The organism is Qipengyuania mesophila (assembly GCF_019711655.1).
GTDB lineage: Bacteria > Pseudomonadota > Alphaproteobacteria > Sphingomonadales > Sphingomonadaceae > Qipengyuania > Qipengyuania mesophila.
The window spans coordinates 1,077,303-1,095,983 of the sequence record NZ_JAIGNU010000001.1 but is presented as its reverse complement, the minus strand read 5'-3'; the positions used below and the strand labels follow the sequence as shown (position 1 = coordinate 1,095,983).

Here is an 18,681-nt window from a genome sequence, read left to right as displayed (position 1 = left end):
AGCGTTCATTGTGTGTGGTCTTATCAGTTCCATCTAGGAATGAGTGCTATTCCCGCGAAAGCCAGAACAATTCCTGCCAGTAACAACGATTGGTCGGCCAGCAATGCGGCAGAGATGATCAACGCTGCCACCACCGGACCCTTGACGGGGGTGCTGCGGTCCTCTTCCCGCGTCAGATGGTTCAGACTGGCTGGGTCGATGGATACCTGAATCGTACCTGATCGAGCGACCGAGGCAACGTTATCGATTAGCTCGGGCAGCGATGCCGAGAAATCAAGCAGGCCACTGCGGACCTTGGCCAAATGATCCCGCGCGGCTCCGATCGAAAATCGCTCGGCAAACAATTGCATCACGATCGGCTTCGTTTCTTCGGCGATATTGTAGTCCGGCGCCAAAGAGCGAACGAAGCCCTCTGCGGTCAGCAGGGTGCGCAGCAAAATAGCGAGGTCGGGCGGCAATACGAGGCGATAATCGCGCAACAATCCGAAAACCCGATCGAAAATTGCCGCGAATTCTATCCCGGCAAGAGCTGTGCCGCTAAATTCCGCGATCAGCTCATCCAGGTCCATCACCAATTGCGCGCGATCCACGAGTGGATTGCCTGCCCAGTCGAGCAGCAGATCGGCCACCTTGTCTATCTGTCCGTTCGCGATAGCGAAAATCAGTCGGACGATTTCCTGACGCCGCGCGCCGCTGAGAAAGCCGACCGAGCCGAAATCGATGAAGCCTACCTGGTTCCCTTCCATCCAGAAGACGTTGCCGGGATGCGGGTCGCCATGAAACTCTCCATTGAGAAGGATCATCCGTAGCACTGCATCGGCATAGCGCTTCGCGAACTGGGCATTCCCTGCCGGATCAGTTGCCGGGTGCCGCGACGCGGGCTTTCCGCCCAGGGCTTCCTGCACATTGATCGTCAAGCCTGTGAGTTCCCAGTGGATCGCGGGCGTCTTCACCCCAAGCATCTCCAGATAACCGCCAATCCTTTCACAGGCACGTGCTTCTGCCGCCAGGTCCATCTCCCGCGCTAAATTCTTGGCGAATGTCTGAAGGAATTCCACGGGTCGATAGCGAGCAATGTCGCTTGACCGACGCTCGGCGAGGCCCGCGAGCCGTGTCAACAGCCTCATGTCCGCCTCGATCCTGGACGCCATGCCGGGTCGGCGGATTTTCACGATAGTCTCGCTTCCGTCCAGCAGGGTTGCGACATAAGTCTGCGCGATAGAGGCTGAGGCGATCGGGTTTCTCTCGAAAGCGGCGAATTCACGTTCCCAGTCGCTGCCCCAAGCCGATACAATCACCGGTTCGATCTTATCGAACGGCAGCGGTTCCACCTGGTCGTGGAGAGTGCCGAACGCGGAAATCCAGGGTTGTGTAAACAGATCGCTTCTGGTCGCCAGGAGCTGGCCAAGCTTTATTCCGACAGGGCCGACATCGCGCAACAGCGCCACCACCGATGCAGGACGCAAGTCCTCGGTATCTGGCTCATTCTCCGAAACCGGCATAAAGCCAAGCAAGCTTCCGAGATTTTTCAGACCGTGCCGGGCGAAAATCTGACCGAGTTCTGCTAGCCGCGTCAGTTCACCGACACTGTTTTCCAGATCATGCTTCATCGGCTTTCTTCGCAAGTGTCAGCCTGCTTCTGATTCTCCGCAACTTTTCGAAGCATCGTACGCAGGAGGTCGATTTGAGGCGCAGACATTCCCTTCCAGAGAATTTCGTGGAGTCGATCAGCCGCTTCGCGCAGTTCCGGCCAGATGGTTCTTACTTGCTCGGTGAGGTGGAGGTTCCAAACCCTTCGATCGTGCGCCGCCCGCTCTCGCTCGATCAAACCTTTTTCAACCAAAACTGCGACAGCCTGTCCTATCGTCGCCGATTCAAGCTCGAGCAGGCGAGAAATCTCGGTCTGTGTTAGCGTAGGTTCTCGCAACAAGGACGCGATGATCCGCCATTGTGTTTGATTGAGGTCGAGCCCCACGATCAGAGCGTCGAAGGTCCGCCGAGCGGTCCTGTTCACCTCTTCTAGCAAATAAAGGATGTCATCCTTTTCGTTGGGGGCGTAATCACGTATCTCATCTTTCGGCATATGCTTATCCATAGCGCTATCTTGGAAGGCTCGCGCATGCCTGGCGTGTTCAAGCTCAGCGTCAACCATATTCGCTAGCAGTGCCGCCATGCAAACACTCGCTGATTTCACGCTACAGCAGAAACTGAATCCGATGGTCGCTCAAGCTGATAAGGAACCGAACGGCGCTGGGTGAGTGCGGGGGCTCCGGCCACCTCGCCTGCCACGACTGCCGGGATGTTATGATCGCATGCGCTCGGCGTCCCTCATCTGAGCATCAGACCCCCTGAAGGGCAAACGCGGGCGTGAACGCGGGGCATGGGCTCGATTTCGAGTGATTATGGCTCGCTGCCCAGATTGTCATGCATCCTAGCCAGCGATCCGCGTAAGCGCTCCAGTTCCCCAAAACGGATCCCCCCGAGCAAGCGAGCATACATTGCATCAGCTTCTACTCGCATCTTGGGAAGTAGCTCGATTGCGGCAGGGCGTAAATGAACCCGCCAAACGCGCCTGTCGTTCTTCGCGCCTGCGTCTTTCCACCAGCTCAAGTTCTTCCAGGCGATCAATAGTCTGGCCGATGCTAGCGCGCTCTAGCTTCAGTTCCCGAGCCAGCTCTGTCTGGGTCATGCCTGGGCTCCGAAAGATAAGCCAATATACTCCATTGCGTCCGCGTGAGCCCGAATTGTTCAACCGAAGAATCGGCGGTCCTGCGCAAACGCCGGGTCACTTCCTCCATAAGAAAGAACAGCCGATCGGTATCGGTGAGGGAACTTGCCCCCCTTTGTATCCGCGTCATAGCCCGTCATGGCAGCCATCTAGGGCAACCTACCATAGCGGATCAGGAAATAAAGCCGTTTACTGTAAATCGATTTACAATATGAGGTTGCGGTATGCAGTCGCAAACTTTCCATATCGGGGGAGATGGTGGCATCTCCATAGCAGCCGAAGCGACCGGAAATGCCGATGCTTTACCGGTCTTGCTCGCGCATGGGGGCGGCCAGACCCGTCACGCATGGAAACGTGTCACAGCCGATCTCGCCAATGCGGGATTTCGTCCGATCGCAATTGATATGCGCGGTCATGGCGACAGCGAATGGTCTGCCGAGGGCGCTTACGAAACGCGCGACTTCGCTTCAGATCTCGTTGCGATCGCTTCAAAAATGGACCGCAAGCCAGCGCTCGTCGGGGCCTCCCTTGGCGGGTTGGCCGGACTGATCGCCGAAGGACACCTTGCGCCGGGCCGCTTCGCGTCGCTCACTCTCGTCGACATCGCGCCGCGTATGGAGACGGGGGGCGTTATGCGCGTAGTCGGCTTTATGGAGGAGCACGTGGAGACCGGTTTCTCTTCACCGGACGAAGCGGCAGAGGTCATCGCGCGCTACATGCCACATCGCCGCAAGCGCGGAGCCGGCAAGGGCTTACGGCGCTATCTGCGAGAGAAGGAAGACGGCCGCTACTACTGGCATTGGGATCCGGCCTTTATCCGCAACATCACACTAGCCAAGCGAAGCGATCCGGCTCATCAGGAACGCCAGTTTGATGCGCTGAACGATGCAGCCAGCAGGCTTTCGCTGCCATTGCATATTATTCGCGGCGGATCGAGCGATCTGGTTTCCGAAGACGCGGTCGCGCAATTGCTCGAACTTGTTCCACACGCTGAATACACCGACATCGCAGAGGCAACACATATGGTGGTTGGCGATGCCAACGATGCCTTTTCGGCAGCGATACTCGATTTTCTCAAGCGTAATCACAGTCCGCAGGGAGCCGTTACATGACCGATAATCTGACAAGGATCGATCCTAAGCGCCTCGAAGAGATCCTGCAGATTGCCCCGTTTCACCGGTGGCTTGGCCTCACTTTACGGTCATGCTCGAACGAGCAGCTTGAACTGGAGATGCCTTGGCGCGACGAGATCGTGTCAAACCCGGCAATCGGTTCAGCGCATGGCGGCGTGCTCGCCTCTCTGATCGATTTAACCGGGCTCTACACCTTATTGTCGCAAGGTACAGGGGCCAAGGCGACCGCCGATCTGAGGGTCGACTACCACCGCCCGGCAACCTCGGGACCACTCGTAGCATCGGGCAAAATAATCAAGATCGGTAAAAATATCTCGGTCGCTGAAACACGTGTATACGGTCCTACTGGCAACCTTTTGGCTAGCGGCCGCGGTGCCTACGTATGCTAACAGCGTTATCCTAATGGAACTAACTGCAGGGCGAAAATTAGCAGGTCTGTTCCTCGAAGACCTGCAAAATAGTCCCACGACTTTCAGAGCGAATTGCGTCGCGATAGCCGCCTTCCAATGAGTGACGTGACCCCCTGATCTTCCCCCCAGCCGGGATTAGAGCCGAGCTGCGTTGATGCGTATGAGCGCGGTTGAAGCAATGGGCTGCGCAGCGGAGCCCGTAGGGCGTGGCGAAGCAGGCCATTGCTTATCTAGTTCGGCGGCGAACGCCGCCGATGTCGCGTAGCCAAGGGATGAGGGCGGTCTCTCTCGGTTGTAGTCTTCCACCTGACCTGCCCCATCAGGGTGGTCCACCGGTTAAGTTAGAGTTCCGGCGGTTGGGGTCGCCCTGCTGGGCGGCCTGGAGCGCAGCGTAAGGCAGCATGGCAGGACGAGGCAAGATTGTTTGTGGGGCCGGCGGCTGGTAGCCCAGCGAAGAGGGATTCATGCAGCGAACACCGCTGCCGGCCTCTCCCTATCACATCATCGACGATATTGAGCACACGGAACTTTTGTTCGGACGCCACCTAGTCGTGAGCAAATAAAAGTTCGAAAAAGAGGGCTCGACACAGCGAAGCGCCGAACCCTCTTGCAATTAGCGAGTAAGTTTAAAACTTGCCGCGCACGGTGATGCCGTAAGTCCGCGGTTCCGCAAGAAAAGCGGAGAACGTTTGTTGCGGAGCCACGAAAGGCGTGTTGAAGGCCACCTGCGTATACCCAACGTCAAACAAATTATTGACCCATCCCTCGATCGCGAAGCGATCCGCAATATTGGTCAGACCCACACGCCCGTTCACTACGACGAAGCTGTCCTGTTCCTTGCCGAAGAGCAGGTCGGAGCCGGTGTTGTAATCACCAGCCATACGAGCGTTCACGAAGACCAGGCCTTCGAGCCCACTGTCGCCGATTGGCGGCGTCCACGTAAGCGACGATGTTGCCACGATCTCTGGTGCATTCGACAGGTTGTCGCCTGGCAGCAAGCGTAGTGCGGGGTCGAGCGGTGCCCCGGTATCGTCCCCGATAAGATTGTCTTCAAAGCTCGTATCAGAATAGGTGACGCCAAGGGTAATATCCAAATCACGAGCGGGCCGTAGATAGGTTTCGATCTCGACACCTTGAGCGATCACACCTGGTGCAACTTCATCGGAAGAGCATGCACCGGTTGTCGCGCTTGCGTCTCTGTCGGCCCCGCCGAGATCGCTATCGCAACTATTGACCGTCTGCACAATGTAGAACGCCCCATTGAACGTGTTCAACTGGAAGTTACTGAACTCTTGCCGGAAGCCTGCAATGCTAACCCCGAACTCGCGTGTCGAGTATTTGAGGCCGATCTCATATGCATCGACTGTTTCTTCATCGAACTGCAGCGCGGCTGCCGAGATATTGGCCGGATCGAACGCAAGCGGATTTGACAGTGCAGACCTGTCGAGGTTGAAACCGCCCGCCTTGTAGCCGCGTGAATACGAACCGTAGACTAGCAGATCGGGAGTTGGCTTCCAGCTCAGGATAGCCGTGCCGGTAAACTCCTCCTCTTCGCGCGAGTCTTCGAGAGAAACTCCATCGAGCTCCGATGTCGAATTGCCTTGGCAGGAAAGGCTGATGATACCACCGGCCAGAGGTGCCAAAGTCGGAACACCCAGAAAGCCTCCGAGCAGATTGCGGTTTGTCGGACAAACCGTGTTGTCGTTGCGGAAAGTTGCGTCGAAGTCCTTGGTTTCGTTTGTATAACGAAGCCCCAGCGTCAAATCGAGCGTATCCGTGATCGCAAAGATATTATGCGTGAAGAACGCGAAGTTCTCACTCGTCTGATTGTAGACCTCGCTGACCGTTCCCAAATCGCTGATGCTTGCAAGGTTGTTGATACCTGCGAGGATCGCCGGGGTTGCAGCGCCGAATGCCGGGCTTCCGGTCAGCGTACCGTCCAATGCCGCCACGTTGGCACCCAGGCAATTGGAAGCCCCCGGATTGACCAAAGCCGGGTTGATCGCGATAGCGATGCGGCACGCTACGAAATTGCCGTACTGGGTGCCGAACCGCAGATTGTCACGCACCTGCAGTTCTTCATTGGCGTAATACGCGCCGATCAACCAATCGAGTTTGCCATCGAAGGCCTCACCGGTAAGGCGCAGTTCCTGAGTGAATGTTTCAAAGTCTCGAGCAAGAGCATTCTCGGTCGGAGCGCGGTAGAGAATATCGACAGTAGTGTAATCGGTGTCAGATCCCTGGCTGTTGGCATATTCACGGTAGCCCGTGATAGACGTCAACGTGACGTTCCCGAAATCCCAATTGATCTCAGCGGAAATACCGTAGTCTTCGGTTTCGCCTTCATAGCTTCTGCCCGGCGTAGGGTACAGGTCGCGGTTGAATGTGTCTTGGGTGAGGGCACGCGGATCCTGCCCAAGCGCAAGCAACACGGGAACGATCGGATTTGCGGTACTCGTCAGGGCGGCCCCATCCGATGGCCTCGTAAAGGGATCAAATCCAGCGCTGATCCGTGCAAGCGGAGCAAACTCGGGCTGGACGAACGTCGCGGCACAGCACGCTTCGTCCTTTTTGGAATAATCCCCGACAAGGCGAATGGACAGGTCGTCATTGGGTTCGAACAGGAGCTGACCGCGGACCAGATAACGATCGCGATTGTTGATCGTCCCGCCGTTGGTAATATCGTTGTAGAAGCCGTCGCGCTCAAAGTAAACGCCGTCCACACGCGCAGCTACGGTGTCGCCAAGCGGAGCGTTTATGCCACCTTCGACGCGGATCGCATCATAGTTGCCATAAGTGAAGGCCCCGTATGCGCTGAAATCGAACTCGGGCGGTGCGGTGTAGATATTGATCAGGCCTGCCGATGAGTTCCGCCCGCCCAGAGTACCTTGGGGACCGCGAAGGATTTCGACCCTGTCGATAGGGCCGAGCTCACTCAGGGCGCTTCCCGAACGAGAGCGATAGACTCCATCGACAAAAACCGCGACCGAACTTTCCAGACCAGGGTTGTCGCCGACCGTGCCGATACCGCGAATACGCGCGGAACCGTTAGCTTCGTTGCCGGTGGAAGACACCAGCAGGGACGGTGCAACCTGGTTCAGCTCACGTATGTCGCTGGCGCCCGAATTCTGGAGGGTTTCTCCGGAAACAGCTGACACGGCGACTGGAACATCCGCCAAGACCTGCGATCGCCCTTGCGCGGTAACAATGATTACGTTTTGGTCTTCGACATCGGCCCCTTCAACCAGATCCGCATCGGGTTCGCCAACATCCTGGGCGAAGGCGGCTGTCGGTGTGAAGGCAAGTGCCGCTGCCAATGCACTAAGGGCGCAATGGTGGCGTGATGGAAATCTTTTCATGTGCCTCTCCTCTAAGAATGTGCCCCATCCTAGGCACTAGTCGATGTTAGAAACGATGCCGATAAGCGCGTTTCATTTCAAGACTTGGTAGATGAATTGACGGATTATTTCACATTGTCGACAAGCATGTGGCAAAAATGCCATGCAGGTCACTACATGCAGGTTTCTAGTAGCCAGAAAGCTTGGAAAATCGGTCCTTTAACCAGCTCGACGAACCGAAGCTCTGCTCCAGCACGCGGGCGCGCTTGAGATAGAAGCCGACGTCGTACTCATCGGTCATGCCGATCCCGCCGTGCAGCTGGATGCCCTCGTTTGCCATGGTGTGCATAACGCGGTTGGCTTCCGTCTTGGCGATGGTCGCCGCGCGCGCCACGCCGAAGCCGGCATCGACGGCTTGCAGGCCCGCCTCGACCGCGCTGCGCATCTGGGCGAGATCGGCGAAGAGGTCCGCCATGCGGTGTTGCAGCGCCTGGAAGCTCGCCAGCACCTGGTTGAACTGCACGCGCTGCTTCAGATAGTCGAGCGTGTCGTCGAACACTTGCTGCGCCATGCCGAGCATTTCGGCTGCGGTGAGCACGCGCGCGCGGTCGAGCACGTCATCGAGCAGGCTGTCGCCGCCATTGGCGAGCTTCTCCGCCGCCGCGCCGTCGAAGGTGACGTCGGCATGGCTGCGCTGGTCGGTCAGCTTGCGGGTGGTGAGCGCGACGCCGTCGCCTTTCTCGACCAGGTAAAGCCCGTCCTTCGCCGCGACGACGAACAGGTCCGCACCATGCGCTTCATGGACGAAGGCCTTGGTGCCGCTCAGCTTGCCGTCGGACACACTGGTCTCGATCTTCGCAGGATCGTGGCTCGGCCCTTCGTCGACGGCGAGGGTGGCGATGGCCTCGCCGCTCGCCAGCCTGGGCAGCCACCTGGCCTTCTGCTCGTCGCTGCCGCCAAGAACGATCGCCGAGGCGGCGACGGTGTTCATCACCAGCGGGCTGGCGGTGAGCGTCTTGCCGAGTTCCTCGACGACGAGGCCCGCGGACAGGAAGCCGAAGTCCGACCCGCCATGCTCTTCGGGGATGATGACCCCGGCCCAGCCCATCTGCGCCATCGTCGCATAGGCGTCGCGGTTGAAGGCTTCGGGCTCGCCGCTGGCGCGGACCTTGCGGAATTCGGTGACCGGGCTTTCGTTGACGGCCCAATCGCGCGCCATGTCGCGCAGCATTTCCTGTTCTTCGTTGAGAACGGCCATTGTCCTTGCTCCCCTCTCTTACTGGTGGTCGAGCATGCCGAGCACGCGCTTGGCAATGATGTTGTTCTGGATTTCGGTCGAGCCGCCATAGATCGTCGTGGCCTTTCCGAAGAGCCACGCGCGCACGGCCCCGAGCTCGCCGTCCGAAAAGCCGTCGCCTTCCCAGCCGAGGCCCTGCAACCCGCGGATTTCGATCAGCAATTCGCTGCGTTCCTGGCTCAGCTTGGTGCCGAGCTTCTTGAGCACAGAGCTGATTTCGGAGACGCCGCCAGCTGCCTTGCTCTCTTCCATCGCGCGGCGCGCGGTGAGCAGGAAGCTGTTCCAGCGGATTTCGAAATCAGCGATCTTGTCGCGCAGCACCGCATCGGCGAGTTCGCCGTCGGCGCCCGTCGGCTGGTACTTCTTGGCGATATCGCCAAGGCTCTGGCCCATGAGTCGGGCGAGGCTGCCGCCGCCCGAGATGTTGGTGCGCTCGTGCTGCAGAAGGCGCTTGCCGATGGTCCAGCCCTGGCCTTCCTCGCCGACGAGGTTTTCCTTCGGGACCTTCACGTCGGTGAAAAAGGTTTCGCAGAACGGGCTGGTCCCGCTGATCATGGTGATCGGGCGGACTTCGACGCCGGGCGTGTCCATGTCGATCAGCATGAAGCTGATGCCCTTGTGCTTGTCGCTCTTGTCGGTTCGTACAATTGCAAAGCACTTGTCGGCCCATTGGCCGCCGCTGGTCCAGGTCTTCTGGCCGTTGACAAGGTAGTGGTCGCCCTTGTCCTCGGCAAAGGTCTGGAGGTTCGCGAGGTCAGAGCCGGCATTGGGTTCCGAATAGCCCTGGCACCAGCGGATTTCGCCGCGGCAGATCGGCGGAATATGCTCCTGCTTCTGTGCCTCGTTGCCGTATTCGAGCAGCGTCGGGCCGAACATCATGACGCCCATGCCGCCGATCGGGTTGTAGGCACCCGCCTTGGCGAATTCCTGGTCGATGATCTTGGCCTGCGCCTTGGTGAGGCCGCCGCCGCCGTATTCCTTCGGCCAGGTGGGGGTGCCCCAGCCGCGCGCGCCCACGGCTTCGCGCCACTTGGTCTGCGCCGGCGTTTCATTGGTGGGGCCGTCCACGCCGGCCAGCGCGTTCGACTGGCCCTTGAGTTCGGCGGGAAAATTGTCCGCCAGAAACTGCTGCACTTCCGCGCGGAAGGCGTCTTCGTCGGTCTGGGTTGCGGGCTCGATTTGTGTGGCCATGGGTGTTTTCTCGAAGAATCAAGGAAAGACAGATAAGAATGTAGGCTACGGGGACGAGGATCCCTCCGTCAGTATTGTTGTTCGGGTAGGTGAAGAACCAATCCATCCAGCATCGGCTTCATCGGAATCTGACAGGCAAGGCGACTGTATTCAGTGGTGCCTTCGGCGAACTGCAAGAGGTCGGCCTCCATTCCATCATGCATAAGCCGACCCACCTTGTCGATCCATTCGGGATCGACATGCACATGACAGGTCGCGCAAGCACATACCCCTCCGCAATCGCCATCGATACCCGGCACGTCATTGTATAGCGCCGCTTCCCTGGCTGTCTCGCCTTCTTCTATTTCGACCTCCCGTCGCTCACCATCGCTAGCCACGAACGTAATTTTGATCATCTTGAACTCCGCATTTCGATCTCGAGAGTCAGCGGGCGCGGAGCCGCACCGGCAGCCTGGTGATTCCGCGGACGAGGTTTGAAAAAAGACGCTCTGGTTCACCCGTAACCTCGACCCGGGAAAAGCGCTTGTGAATTTCTTCCCAGATGATCCGCAGCTGCAGTTCCGCGAGCCGGTTTCCCATGCAGCGGTGAATGCCATAGCCGAATGAGAGGTGATGGCGCGGATTTTTGCGGTCGATGATGAACTGGTCCGCGCGCTCGATAGCACTCTCGTCGCGGTTGCCTGACAGGTACCACATCACCACCTTGTCGCCCTTCTTGATCTGTTTGCCGCCGATCTCCCAATCTTCCAGCGCGGTGCGGCGCATATGAGTGAGGGGGGTCTGCCAACGGATGATTTCCGGAACCATTTTGCTAATGAGCGAAGGATCCGCGTCGAGTTTCGCGTACTCGTCCGGGCTTTGGTTCAAGGCGAGCACGCCGCCGCTGATGGAATTGCGTGTTGTGTCGTTTCCACCGACGATCAGCAGCATAAGATTGCCGAGAAACTCGAGGAACGGCATGTCGCGCGTGGCGGGAGAATGAGCCATCATCGAGATGAGGTCGTTCTTCGGCTCCTCGTTTATCCGTTCGTCCCACAGAGTCTTGAAATACATCGCGCAACCGATGAGTTCTTCGCGCCGCGCCTCGTAGGATTCGACGATCCCGGTTTCAGGTGCCGCAGTTGCTACATCGGACCAGCGCGTCAGCTTGCGCCGCTCCTCCCAAGGGAAATCAAACAAGGTTGCCAGCGTCATCGTCGTCAACTCGATCGCAACCTTATCCACCCAGTCGAAATCTTCGCCAATCGGGAGTTCATCGAGAATCTCTCCCGCGCGCTTGCGGATGATCGGCTCGAGCAGTTGCAGGTTGGACGGAGCCACTGCCGGAGTCACCGCCTTGCGCTGCTGATCGTGCTTGGGCGGGTCCATCGCTATGAACATTTCAAGTTCGAGCGCGCCTTCCACCGAATGCATGTCCTGGATTGCAATTCCGCCTAGCTTCGCTTCCGAAGAGAAGACCTTATGATTGGTGTCCACCGCCATGATGTCGTCGAACTTGGTAATGGACCAGTAAGGGCCGACATAGCTCTCGCGGCAGTAGTGGACAGGTTCTTCGGCGCGCAACCTGTCAAAAAATAGACCGATGGTATCGTTCTGAAACAGGCTTGGCCGGGCCACGTCGATTTCCTCGATCGGAATTGACGCGATCCTCGCCGCGGCATCCGGCTCGGCGATCTGGCTGTCCATAAGAACTATTCCTTCTACATCTCAGGCCTGATCGGCCTTCAGTCATCCTTAAGGGAGACATCTCGTGCAGTCAATAAATCGTATACTCTTTTAGTCCCTTGCAGACACCAATCCCATCGGATAGTGTGCCGATCCAACGAAGGTTTGCTAATATCCTTATACTTTTTATTCGAGAGGTGCGGGTGTGCTGATGAGTGGCGGATGTCAGCGGTGAAGAAGGCCAAGCGTGCCCTTTCTCTTGCGCAAAGCATCGTGCGGGACATCGAGGCGGGTCGCCATAACCCGGGTGACAGGCTTCCGCGCGAGGATGAAATGCTCGCGCGTTACGAGGTTGCGCGCGCAACTTTGCGGGAGGCTTTGCGGTTCCTGGAATTGCAAGGGGTCATCCATCTCCAGCTCGGCCGTGGTGGAGGTCCCGTCGTAGCCCGTCCGCAGACCGGCGATTTTGCAAGCAGTTTGTCATTGATTCTGCATTTCATGGAAGCCGATTTGCGTGGTTTGCTTGAATTGCGCGAAGCAATTGCTCCCGATGTCGCAGGGTATGCAGCCCAGCGTGCAACTACCGCTGATCTCAGCGCGTTGGCAGGGTGTCTGGCGGAATTGAGGCATCATGAAGCCTCTGATCAATTCGAGGAACTTAATCGCAGATTTCACGACTTGTTGGGTTGGGCGAGCGGCAATCCGCTGTTCGGTTTGCTGACCTCTGCGATGCATCTGTTGACCCGCGAGTTTTCCCATTCGCTGGGATATTCGGCACAGGAACGGGCGGTGCAGATGAAGTTTCTGGTGCGGGTGCTCGAGGCAGTGCGGACTGGCGACAGCGCCGCGGCCCGTCAAGCAATGAGCCGGTTGGTGGCCGGCTCTGCCGTCTATCTTTCGGAGCGCAGCCCCGAGCTGGTCTCGCAGCGGGTGCGGTGGGGGCAGCTGTAGAATTTTCAATAGTTTGAGTGTGCGTTTAGGCAAGTGGCTGGAGAGGAAGAATGGCGTTGAAGAGCCGAATATGCGAAATGCTGGGGATCCGGTACCCGATCCTGCTTGCCGGGATGGGCGGAGCGAGCGTTCCGGCGCTGGCGGCTGCGGTTTCGAATGCCGGCGGGCTCGGGGTCCTGGGTGCCGCGGCGTGTTCGCCCGATCAGTTGCGTGACTGGATTCGCCAGACCCGGGAATTGACCGACAAACCTTTCGGTGTCGATACGCTGCTCCCCGCGTCGGTCAGGCGCGGCTCTGCCCCTCAAAGCGGTGCTGCACCCCAAAATCCCATGGATCTGATGGGTGAATATCAGCAGTTCGCGCGCGACTTCATGGATCGTGAAGAGCTTCCGGAGGTCGATGCTGCCGCCGCCATGCGGGCGGCGGGCGCGCCTGAAATGGGCAAGGGCGGCCCGCAGTTGTTCTCGAAGGAATTCTTTGAGGCGCAGATGGAAGTGGTGATCGAGGAAAAGGTGCCGGTTTATGCTGCCGGCCTTGGCAATCCTGAACCGTGGATGGATCGGCTCCATGCCAATGGCACCAAGGTCATGGCGGTGATCGGCAAGGTCAAGCACGCCGAACAGGTCGTCGGGTCGGGCATCGACATGATCGTCGCGCAAGGGCACGATGGCGGAGGTCACAACTCGCCGATCGGGACTATTTCCTTGATTCCCCAGGTGGTCGACGCCGTTGGCGATCGTGTTCCTGTCCTTGGGGCCGGCGGTATCTCGGATGGCCGGGGTGTTGCCGCTGCGATGATGCTGGGGGCAGAGGGCGCGTGGGTCGGCACGGCATTTCTCGCGACCGAGGAAGCGGGCATCGAGCGCTTCCAGAAAGAGGCGATCACCGAAAGCGGCGATGCCGATACGGTCGTTAGTCGATCGCTTACCGGCAAACCGGCGCGCATGATCCGTAACAAATGGGCCGACGCCTGGGTGCAGGCCGGAAAGGAGCCTCTGCCGATGCCCTATCAGTCGATGATCTCCGGCCCGGTCATGGCCTCCGGGATCAAGGCAGAGCGCAAGGATGTCATCCCCGGCTTCGCGGGGCAAGGCATCGGCCTGATCGATTCGATCCGGCCTGCCGCCGAAGTGATGCGCGACCTGGTCGATGGAGCCGAGAAGGCGTTGGCGTCCGCTGGCATCTACAAGTGAAGCGCAGGAGGCAAGAAGATGGCTTACGCCAAAGGTCATGAATTGCGCCGCCCCGTAGAGCCTCTCAGAGCGCTGGGGCAATGAGGCAGTTGATTGCCGACAGGGAGGATACGGCGCAGGTGTTCCGTATCGTCAAGGCATTGTCGGGCAATTCCTATTATCGGAATTTCAATCGCTTCATGAAGTCGAGCGATGGGCGGCGTATCGCTTCCGACCGGGCCGACCTACTTGAAACCTTGTGCGATCGCAAACGCCTTGCGACCTGTGCGTCTGGCACGCTTGGCCGAGCCTACCTCGATTTTGTTTACGGGGAGGGTCTGACAGCAGAAGGTCTGGCGGAAGCCAGCGAGGCCGGAGGTCTGGAGGACCTCGGCGACCCCGATGTTTCCCTCTATCGTCGGCGCCTTCGCGATTCGCATGACCTGTTTCATGTCGTCGCCGGATACGGCAGGGACGCACTGGGCGAATTGTGCGTGCTGTCCTTCGGAAACGCGCAATTCTATAATCACGGGATCGCTTTCATCTTGGGCGTCGGCATTCCCAAGATGAAACTGGAAGCTGCCCAGTTGCCAGTGGCGCGCGCTGCATTTGAAGCGTGGCGCCGGGGCCGGGCTGCAGCCGATCTGACCACCTTCTACTGGGAAGAAAATCTTGATCGTCCGTTGGAGGATGTCCGCCGCGGGTTGCGACTGCGTCCGCCGGAGACCTATCAGAGGGTGCGCGCTCTTTCCGAACAGCTCGAACGCGATTACCAGGCGGTCAGGCAGGCATGAGCTTAAGCGACAAATCGGCCATCACCGGAGTGGGCGAAACCGCTTTCGTGAAAGGCACCGAGAAAACCGCGGTCGACATGATGCTGGAAGCATCGCGCAAAGCCATAGCAGATGCAGGGCTGAAGCCGTCGGATATCGACGGCATGGTTCCTCCGCCGATCTACACCACCTCGGAAGAGATGGCGGCTAACCTCGGTATCGAAGTTCTGCGCTATGCCTCTACGGTCCACATGGGCGGGGCGAGCCCTACCACGGCACTCCAGAACGCCGCGATGGCAATTGCCAGCGGCTTATGCGACCATGTGCTGGTGACGCTCGGGTGGAACGGTTATTCCGCCTTGCGGCCCAAGCCTGGCGCACCGCCGACGCGGCCGATGAACATGAACACCCTGACGAATACGATCCAAGGCTATTACATTCCGTATGGCGTGTTCCTGCCGGTGCAGATGTATGCCTGGCTCGCCACCCGGCACTCCCGAATTTACGATATCGGCCCGGAAGCGATGGCGGCCGTTGCACTGGCGTGCCGTCGCCATGCGCAGATGAATCCGCAGGCCTTCACTTATGGCCGGGAACTGGATGCCGAAACCTACCATTCCGCGCGCTGGATATCCGAACCCTTTCGCCTCTACGATTGCTGTCTGGAGACTGACGGGGCATGCGCAGTCGTGGTTTCGCGAATGGACCGCGCCAGGGACATGCCGCATGTTCCCGTGAGCATCGCCGGTGCGGCTGAAGGGCATCCTTACCCCGCCGACGATATCCCTTCGCGTCCCGACCCCTTCAAGATCGGCCTGAGCTACGCCGCGCCGCGCGCGTTCGAAATGGCGGGGGTCGATCGCGAAGACATGGATTTTCTGCAGATCTACGACTGCTTCACCTACGTGGTTCTCCTGCAGCTGGAGGCCCTGGGCTATTGCGAACCAGGTGGACAGGCAGAGTTCGTCGCGAATGGCCAGATCGAGCTGGGCGGGCGCTATCCCGTCAACACCCATGGCGGCCTGCTGAGCGAGGCCCATGTTTGGGGACTGAACCATGTCGTCGAGGCGGTGCGTCAGTTGCGCCACGATTGTGGGAAGCGGCAGGTCGAAGGCGCCCAGACCGGCCTGGTGACCGGCTGGGGCGATCTGGGTGACGGCAGTATAGCGATTTTGAGGAGGTTTGCGTGAGCGACGAGAAAGATCTGCCGCCCAAGATGCGCCCCTCGGCGCAGGCCGCACCAGCCAAGCCAAAGCCGCGCCCGCAGGATCCGGTGGAGCAGGAATTCTGGAACCGGTGTCAGGACGGCAACCTTTACTTCCAGCAGTGCGAAGGATGCGGCAGTTTTCGGCATTTGCCGCGCTATATGTGCGCCCGATGCGGTTCTCCTGAGTGGTCGTGGGAGCGTAGCACCGGCAATGGCACGCTGTTTTCCTGGACGGTGACCCATCAGGCACTGCATCCCGCCTTCGCCGGCGAGATTCCCTTCATCGCTGCGGTGGTGGAACTGGAGGAGGGAGTGCGCATGGCAACCCGGCTGGTCGATTGCGCGCTCGACGAGCTTGAGCTCGATCTGCCGGTCACGCTGGATTTCGAGCCGATCTCCGAAGATTTTCGCCTGCCAGTATTCCGACCCGTCGCGATCGCGCGCGCAGAAGGATAGACCAAGATGGATCTCGACTACGGACCCCAGTATGACGTGTTTCGCGAGGAAGTGCGCCAGTTCCTGCAAACCCACGGTCACCGCGCACCCGATGGCCAAGGCCGTGCCGCGCGCCCTTCCCCCGAAGCCGTCGAATGGCAACAGCTGTTGATCCTGCATGGTTACACCGCGCGCACGATTCCCAAAGAATACGGCGGATACGGAGCCGAGCCGGACATCCTGAAATCGCGGATCATTGCCGAGGAATTTTCGCGCGCTGGCATCCCCGCAGGCCTTGCGAACCAGGGCATTTCCATGCTCGTTCCCACGCTGCTGGAACTCGGAACCGAAGCCCAGAAACGGCAATGGATCGAGCCGACCCTTAATGGCGAGATAGTCTGGTGTCAGGGATATTCGGAACCTGGAGCGGGATCGGACCTCGCCGCGCTCAAGACCAGCGCCCGCGTCGAAAATGGCGACTTTGTCATCAACGGACAGAAGATCTGGACCAGCACGGCCAAGCAGGCGGACATGATCTTTTGCCTTGTGCGGACCGAACCGGACGCGCCCAAGCACGGCAGCATCTCCTACTTGATCTTCTCGATGGACACACCAGGGATCGAGGTCCGACCACTCAAGACCATGACCGGTCATGCCGAGTTCAATGAAACGTTCTTTACCGACGTGCGGGTTCCCTTGGATCAGATCGTCGGGCAGCGCGGGCAGGGGTGGTACGTGGCCAATGCCACACTGGGCCATGAACGTGGCATGCTGGGCGACCCCGATGCACTGGAAAACCGGCTCCAGGCGCTGGTCAGGCTGATGCAAAAAGAACGCATCGGCCAGGGTTGCGCAATGGACAACGCCGTTCTGCGTGACCGGCTGGTTGCATTGCAAGCCGAAGTCGCGGCGATGAAATTCAACGGCATGCGCATCCTGTCGAACAGCCTTAGGGGGGATGCCGGCGGCATGGCGAAACTTGTCGTGAAGCTGCAGAGCTGTGAGCTCGCCCATCAGATTTCCGCGCTCGCGATCGACGCAATGGGCGAGATGGGCATACTCTATCACGGAAGCGAGCGCGAGCGCGAAGACGGTGCCTGGCAGTGGAACTACATGTTCCAGCTTGGTCTGATCATCGGTGGAGGCACCGCCCAGATCCAGAAGAACATCATCGCCGAACGCGGGCTGGAAATGCCGCGCGAACCCAAGTTCGCAACGCCTCCCGCGGCCGAACAGGCGACGGCCGTTGCAAGCGGGCAGAATAAGGGAGCCGCCTGATGGATTTCGGACTTTCGCAAGACCAGGAGATGCTCTGCGACGCGATCAGCCGCACTCTTGCTGATACTTGTCCGCTCGATCATGTGCGCGAATGCGCGGAGGGCTCGGTTCCCTTCAGCGACAACGTGCGTTCGGCGCTGGGCGAAATCGGCATTTGGGGAATGATGGTTCCCGAGCAACATGACGGGCTCGGGATGACAATGCTCGATGCCGCCGTTGTGGCCGAGCAGCTCGGCTATGCCGTCGCGCCGGTGCCTTTTATCGGTGCCCATGTACTGGCACCCCTTGCGCTGGCACAGGGCGGTAGCGAGGAGTTGAAGGCGCACTGGCTGCCGAGGATAGCGAAGGGCGAGGCGCAAATCGCCGTCGCGATCGCGGAAACGGTGGAGATCCGGGACCGGGCAGGCGTGGACTTCGACGGCGCAAAGCTCGACGGAACGGCTTTGTTCGCGCTCGACTTCCTGGAAGCCGACGCGTTTCTGGTAGCCGATACCGCCGGTCGTATGCACTCCGTAGCTGGCGATGCTGCGGGTCTGGAGAAGGTTGCTCTCAAAACGATCGACCGCACCCGGAGCGTAGGGGAGCTGCGGTTTTCTGGCGTAGCGGGCGAGGCTCTCGCGGACGATGGTGGGGCCACAGTCAGGCGCCTGCGGGACGCCGGCCGGGTGCTCCTGGCCGCCGATAGCCTCGGTGCGGGCCAGGCTATGATCGAAAAAGCGGTCGACTATGCCGGGCAGCGCGAACAGTTCGGACGAGTGATCGGCAGCTTCCAGGCGGTCAAGCATATGTGCGCGGAAATGGCTGCCCGCCATGAACCATGCCGTTCGCTGGTCTGGTATGCCGCCCATGCGTTCGATGCGACGCCCGACGAGGCTTCGCTGGTGGCATGCCATGCCAAATCACATACGGGCGAAGTCCACCGTTTTGTCGCCCGAACCTCAACCGAGGTGCATGGGGGGATGGGTTTTACCGATCTCCTAGGTCTGCATTTCTGGTTCAAGCGAATCGGTTTCGACCGCCAGGTTCTGGGCGGTCCCGAAGCGGTCCGGGCCGAAGCAGCGGCCTTGCAGGGGTGGACGCAGGTCGCATGAGACGATGAATTA

At 59.4% G+C, this 18,681-nt stretch carries 17 protein-coding genes and 1 pseudogene; 9 read left to right on the top strand and 9 right to left on the bottom strand.

Translation table 11 applies throughout. The features are described 5' to 3' along the window. Positions 1 to 23: 23 nt before the first annotated feature. From K3181_RS05490 to K3181_RS15605, 3 genes are all read right to left on the bottom strand, one after another. A complete protein-coding gene (locus K3181_RS05490; RefSeq protein ID WP_006834199.1) occupies positions 24 to 1,610 on the bottom strand; it encodes an ABC1 kinase family protein in 1,587 nt (528 codons plus the stop codon). Further along, positions 1,607 to 2,173: a MarR family winged helix-turn-helix transcriptional regulator gene (locus K3181_RS05485; RefSeq protein ID WP_006834198.1), complete on the bottom strand. Its 567-nt coding sequence runs from the start codon at positions 2,171 to 2,173 to the stop codon at positions 1,607 to 1,609. The genes K3181_RS05490 and K3181_RS05485 overlap by 4 nt, the downstream gene beginning before the upstream one ends. A gap of 330 nt (positions 2,174 to 2,503) precedes the next feature. Further along, positions 2,504 to 2,689: a MarR family transcriptional regulator gene (locus K3181_RS15605; protein WP_228135198.1), complete on the bottom strand. Its 186-nt coding sequence runs from the start codon at positions 2,687 to 2,689 to the stop codon at positions 2,504 to 2,506. Positions 2,690 to 2,952: 263 nt separating this feature from the next. On the opposite strand from K3181_RS15605, the gene K3181_RS05475 reads away from it, so the two are divergent. Next, on the top strand, positions 2,953 to 3,840 hold the full coding sequence (locus K3181_RS05475) for an alpha/beta fold hydrolase (protein ID WP_011415890.1): 888 nt from the start codon (positions 2,953 to 2,955) through the stop codon (positions 3,838 to 3,840). Beyond that, a complete protein-coding gene (locus tag K3181_RS05470) occupies positions 3,837 to 4,250 on the top strand; it encodes a hotdog fold thioesterase (protein WP_006834195.1) in 414 nt (137 codons plus the stop codon). Before K3181_RS05475 ends, K3181_RS05470 begins: the two co-directional genes overlap by 4 nt. A 156-nt stretch (positions 4,251 to 4,406) precedes the next feature. Here K3181_RS05470 and K3181_RS05465 read toward each other — a convergent pair. The 6 genes and pseudogenes from K3181_RS05465 to K3181_RS05440 form a co-directional block, all read right to left on the bottom strand. Beyond that, positions 4,407 to 4,586: pseudogene (locus K3181_RS05465) on the bottom strand (IS3 family transposase); the annotation flags it as partial. Positions 4,587 to 4,897: 311 nt separating this feature from the next. Next, positions 4,898 to 7,630 carry a TonB-dependent receptor gene (locus K3181_RS05460; RefSeq protein ID WP_141457925.1) on the bottom strand — a complete coding sequence of 911 codons (2,733 nt, stop codon included), beginning with the start codon at positions 7,628 to 7,630 and terminating at the stop codon, positions 4,898 to 4,900. 166 nt (positions 7,631 to 7,796) lie between these two features. Next, on the bottom strand, positions 7,797 to 8,867 hold the full coding sequence (locus tag K3181_RS05455; RefSeq protein WP_050599563.1) for an acyl-CoA dehydrogenase family protein: 1,071 nt from the start codon (positions 8,865 to 8,867) through the stop codon (positions 7,797 to 7,799). Positions 8,868 to 8,885: 18 nt separating this feature from the next. Then, positions 8,886 to 10,097, bottom strand: a complete 1,212-nt coding sequence (locus tag K3181_RS05450) for an acyl-CoA dehydrogenase family protein (RefSeq protein WP_006834192.1) — start codon at positions 10,095 to 10,097, stop codon at positions 8,886 to 8,888. Between the two features lie 68 nt (positions 10,098 to 10,165). Further along, positions 10,166 to 10,492, bottom strand: coding sequence for a 2Fe-2S iron-sulfur cluster-binding protein (locus tag K3181_RS05445; RefSeq protein WP_006834191.1), 327 nt, complete (start codon positions 10,490 to 10,492; stop codon positions 10,166 to 10,168). A gap of 28 nt (positions 10,493 to 10,520) precedes the next feature. Beyond that, positions 10,521 to 11,783 (bottom strand): cytochrome P450, encoded by a 1,263-nt coding sequence (locus K3181_RS05440; RefSeq protein ID WP_006834190.1) that lies wholly within the window; start codon positions 11,781 to 11,783, stop codon positions 10,521 to 10,523. A 201-nt stretch (positions 11,784 to 11,984) separates the two neighbouring features. Between K3181_RS05440 and K3181_RS05435 the strand changes: the two genes are divergently transcribed. From K3181_RS05435 to K3181_RS05405, 7 genes are all read left to right on the top strand, one after another. Continuing rightward, positions 11,985 to 12,713: a FadR/GntR family transcriptional regulator gene (locus K3181_RS05435; RefSeq protein ID WP_006834189.1), complete on the top strand. Its 729-nt coding sequence runs from the start codon at positions 11,985 to 11,987 to the stop codon at positions 12,711 to 12,713. A gap of 50 nt (positions 12,714 to 12,763) precedes the next feature. After that, a complete protein-coding gene (locus K3181_RS05430) occupies positions 12,764 to 13,906 on the top strand; it encodes an NAD(P)H-dependent flavin oxidoreductase (RefSeq protein ID WP_006834188.1) in 1,143 nt (380 codons plus the stop codon). Between the two features lie 80 nt (positions 13,907 to 13,986). Continuing rightward, positions 13,987 to 14,679, top strand: coding sequence for a Coq4 family protein (locus K3181_RS05425; protein WP_050599564.1), 693 nt, complete (start codon positions 13,987 to 13,989; stop codon positions 14,677 to 14,679). Further along, the gene (locus K3181_RS05420; protein ID WP_221601615.1) at positions 14,676 to 15,848 is read left to right on the top strand and encodes a thiolase C-terminal domain-containing protein; all 1,173 of its coding nucleotides are present in this window, start codon (positions 14,676 to 14,678) and stop codon (positions 15,846 to 15,848) included. The genes K3181_RS05425 and K3181_RS05420 overlap by 4 nt, the downstream gene beginning before the upstream one ends. After that, positions 15,845 to 16,321 carry a Zn-ribbon domain-containing OB-fold protein gene (locus K3181_RS05415; protein WP_006834185.1) on the top strand — a complete coding sequence of 159 codons (477 nt, stop codon included), beginning with the start codon at positions 15,845 to 15,847 and terminating at the stop codon, positions 16,319 to 16,321. The genes K3181_RS05420 and K3181_RS05415 overlap by 4 nt, the downstream gene beginning before the upstream one ends. Before the next feature lie 6 nt (positions 16,322 to 16,327). After that, complete coding sequence (locus tag K3181_RS05410; RefSeq protein ID WP_221601613.1) at positions 16,328 to 17,578, top strand: acyl-CoA dehydrogenase family protein; 1,251 nt, start codon at positions 16,328 to 16,330, stop codon at positions 17,576 to 17,578. Then, positions 17,578 to 18,669, top strand: coding sequence for an acyl-CoA dehydrogenase family protein (locus tag K3181_RS05405; RefSeq protein WP_141457922.1), 1,092 nt, complete (start codon positions 17,578 to 17,580; stop codon positions 18,667 to 18,669). Before K3181_RS05410 ends, K3181_RS05405 begins: the two co-directional genes overlap by 1 nt. Positions 18,670 to 18,681 lie beyond the last annotated feature (12 nt).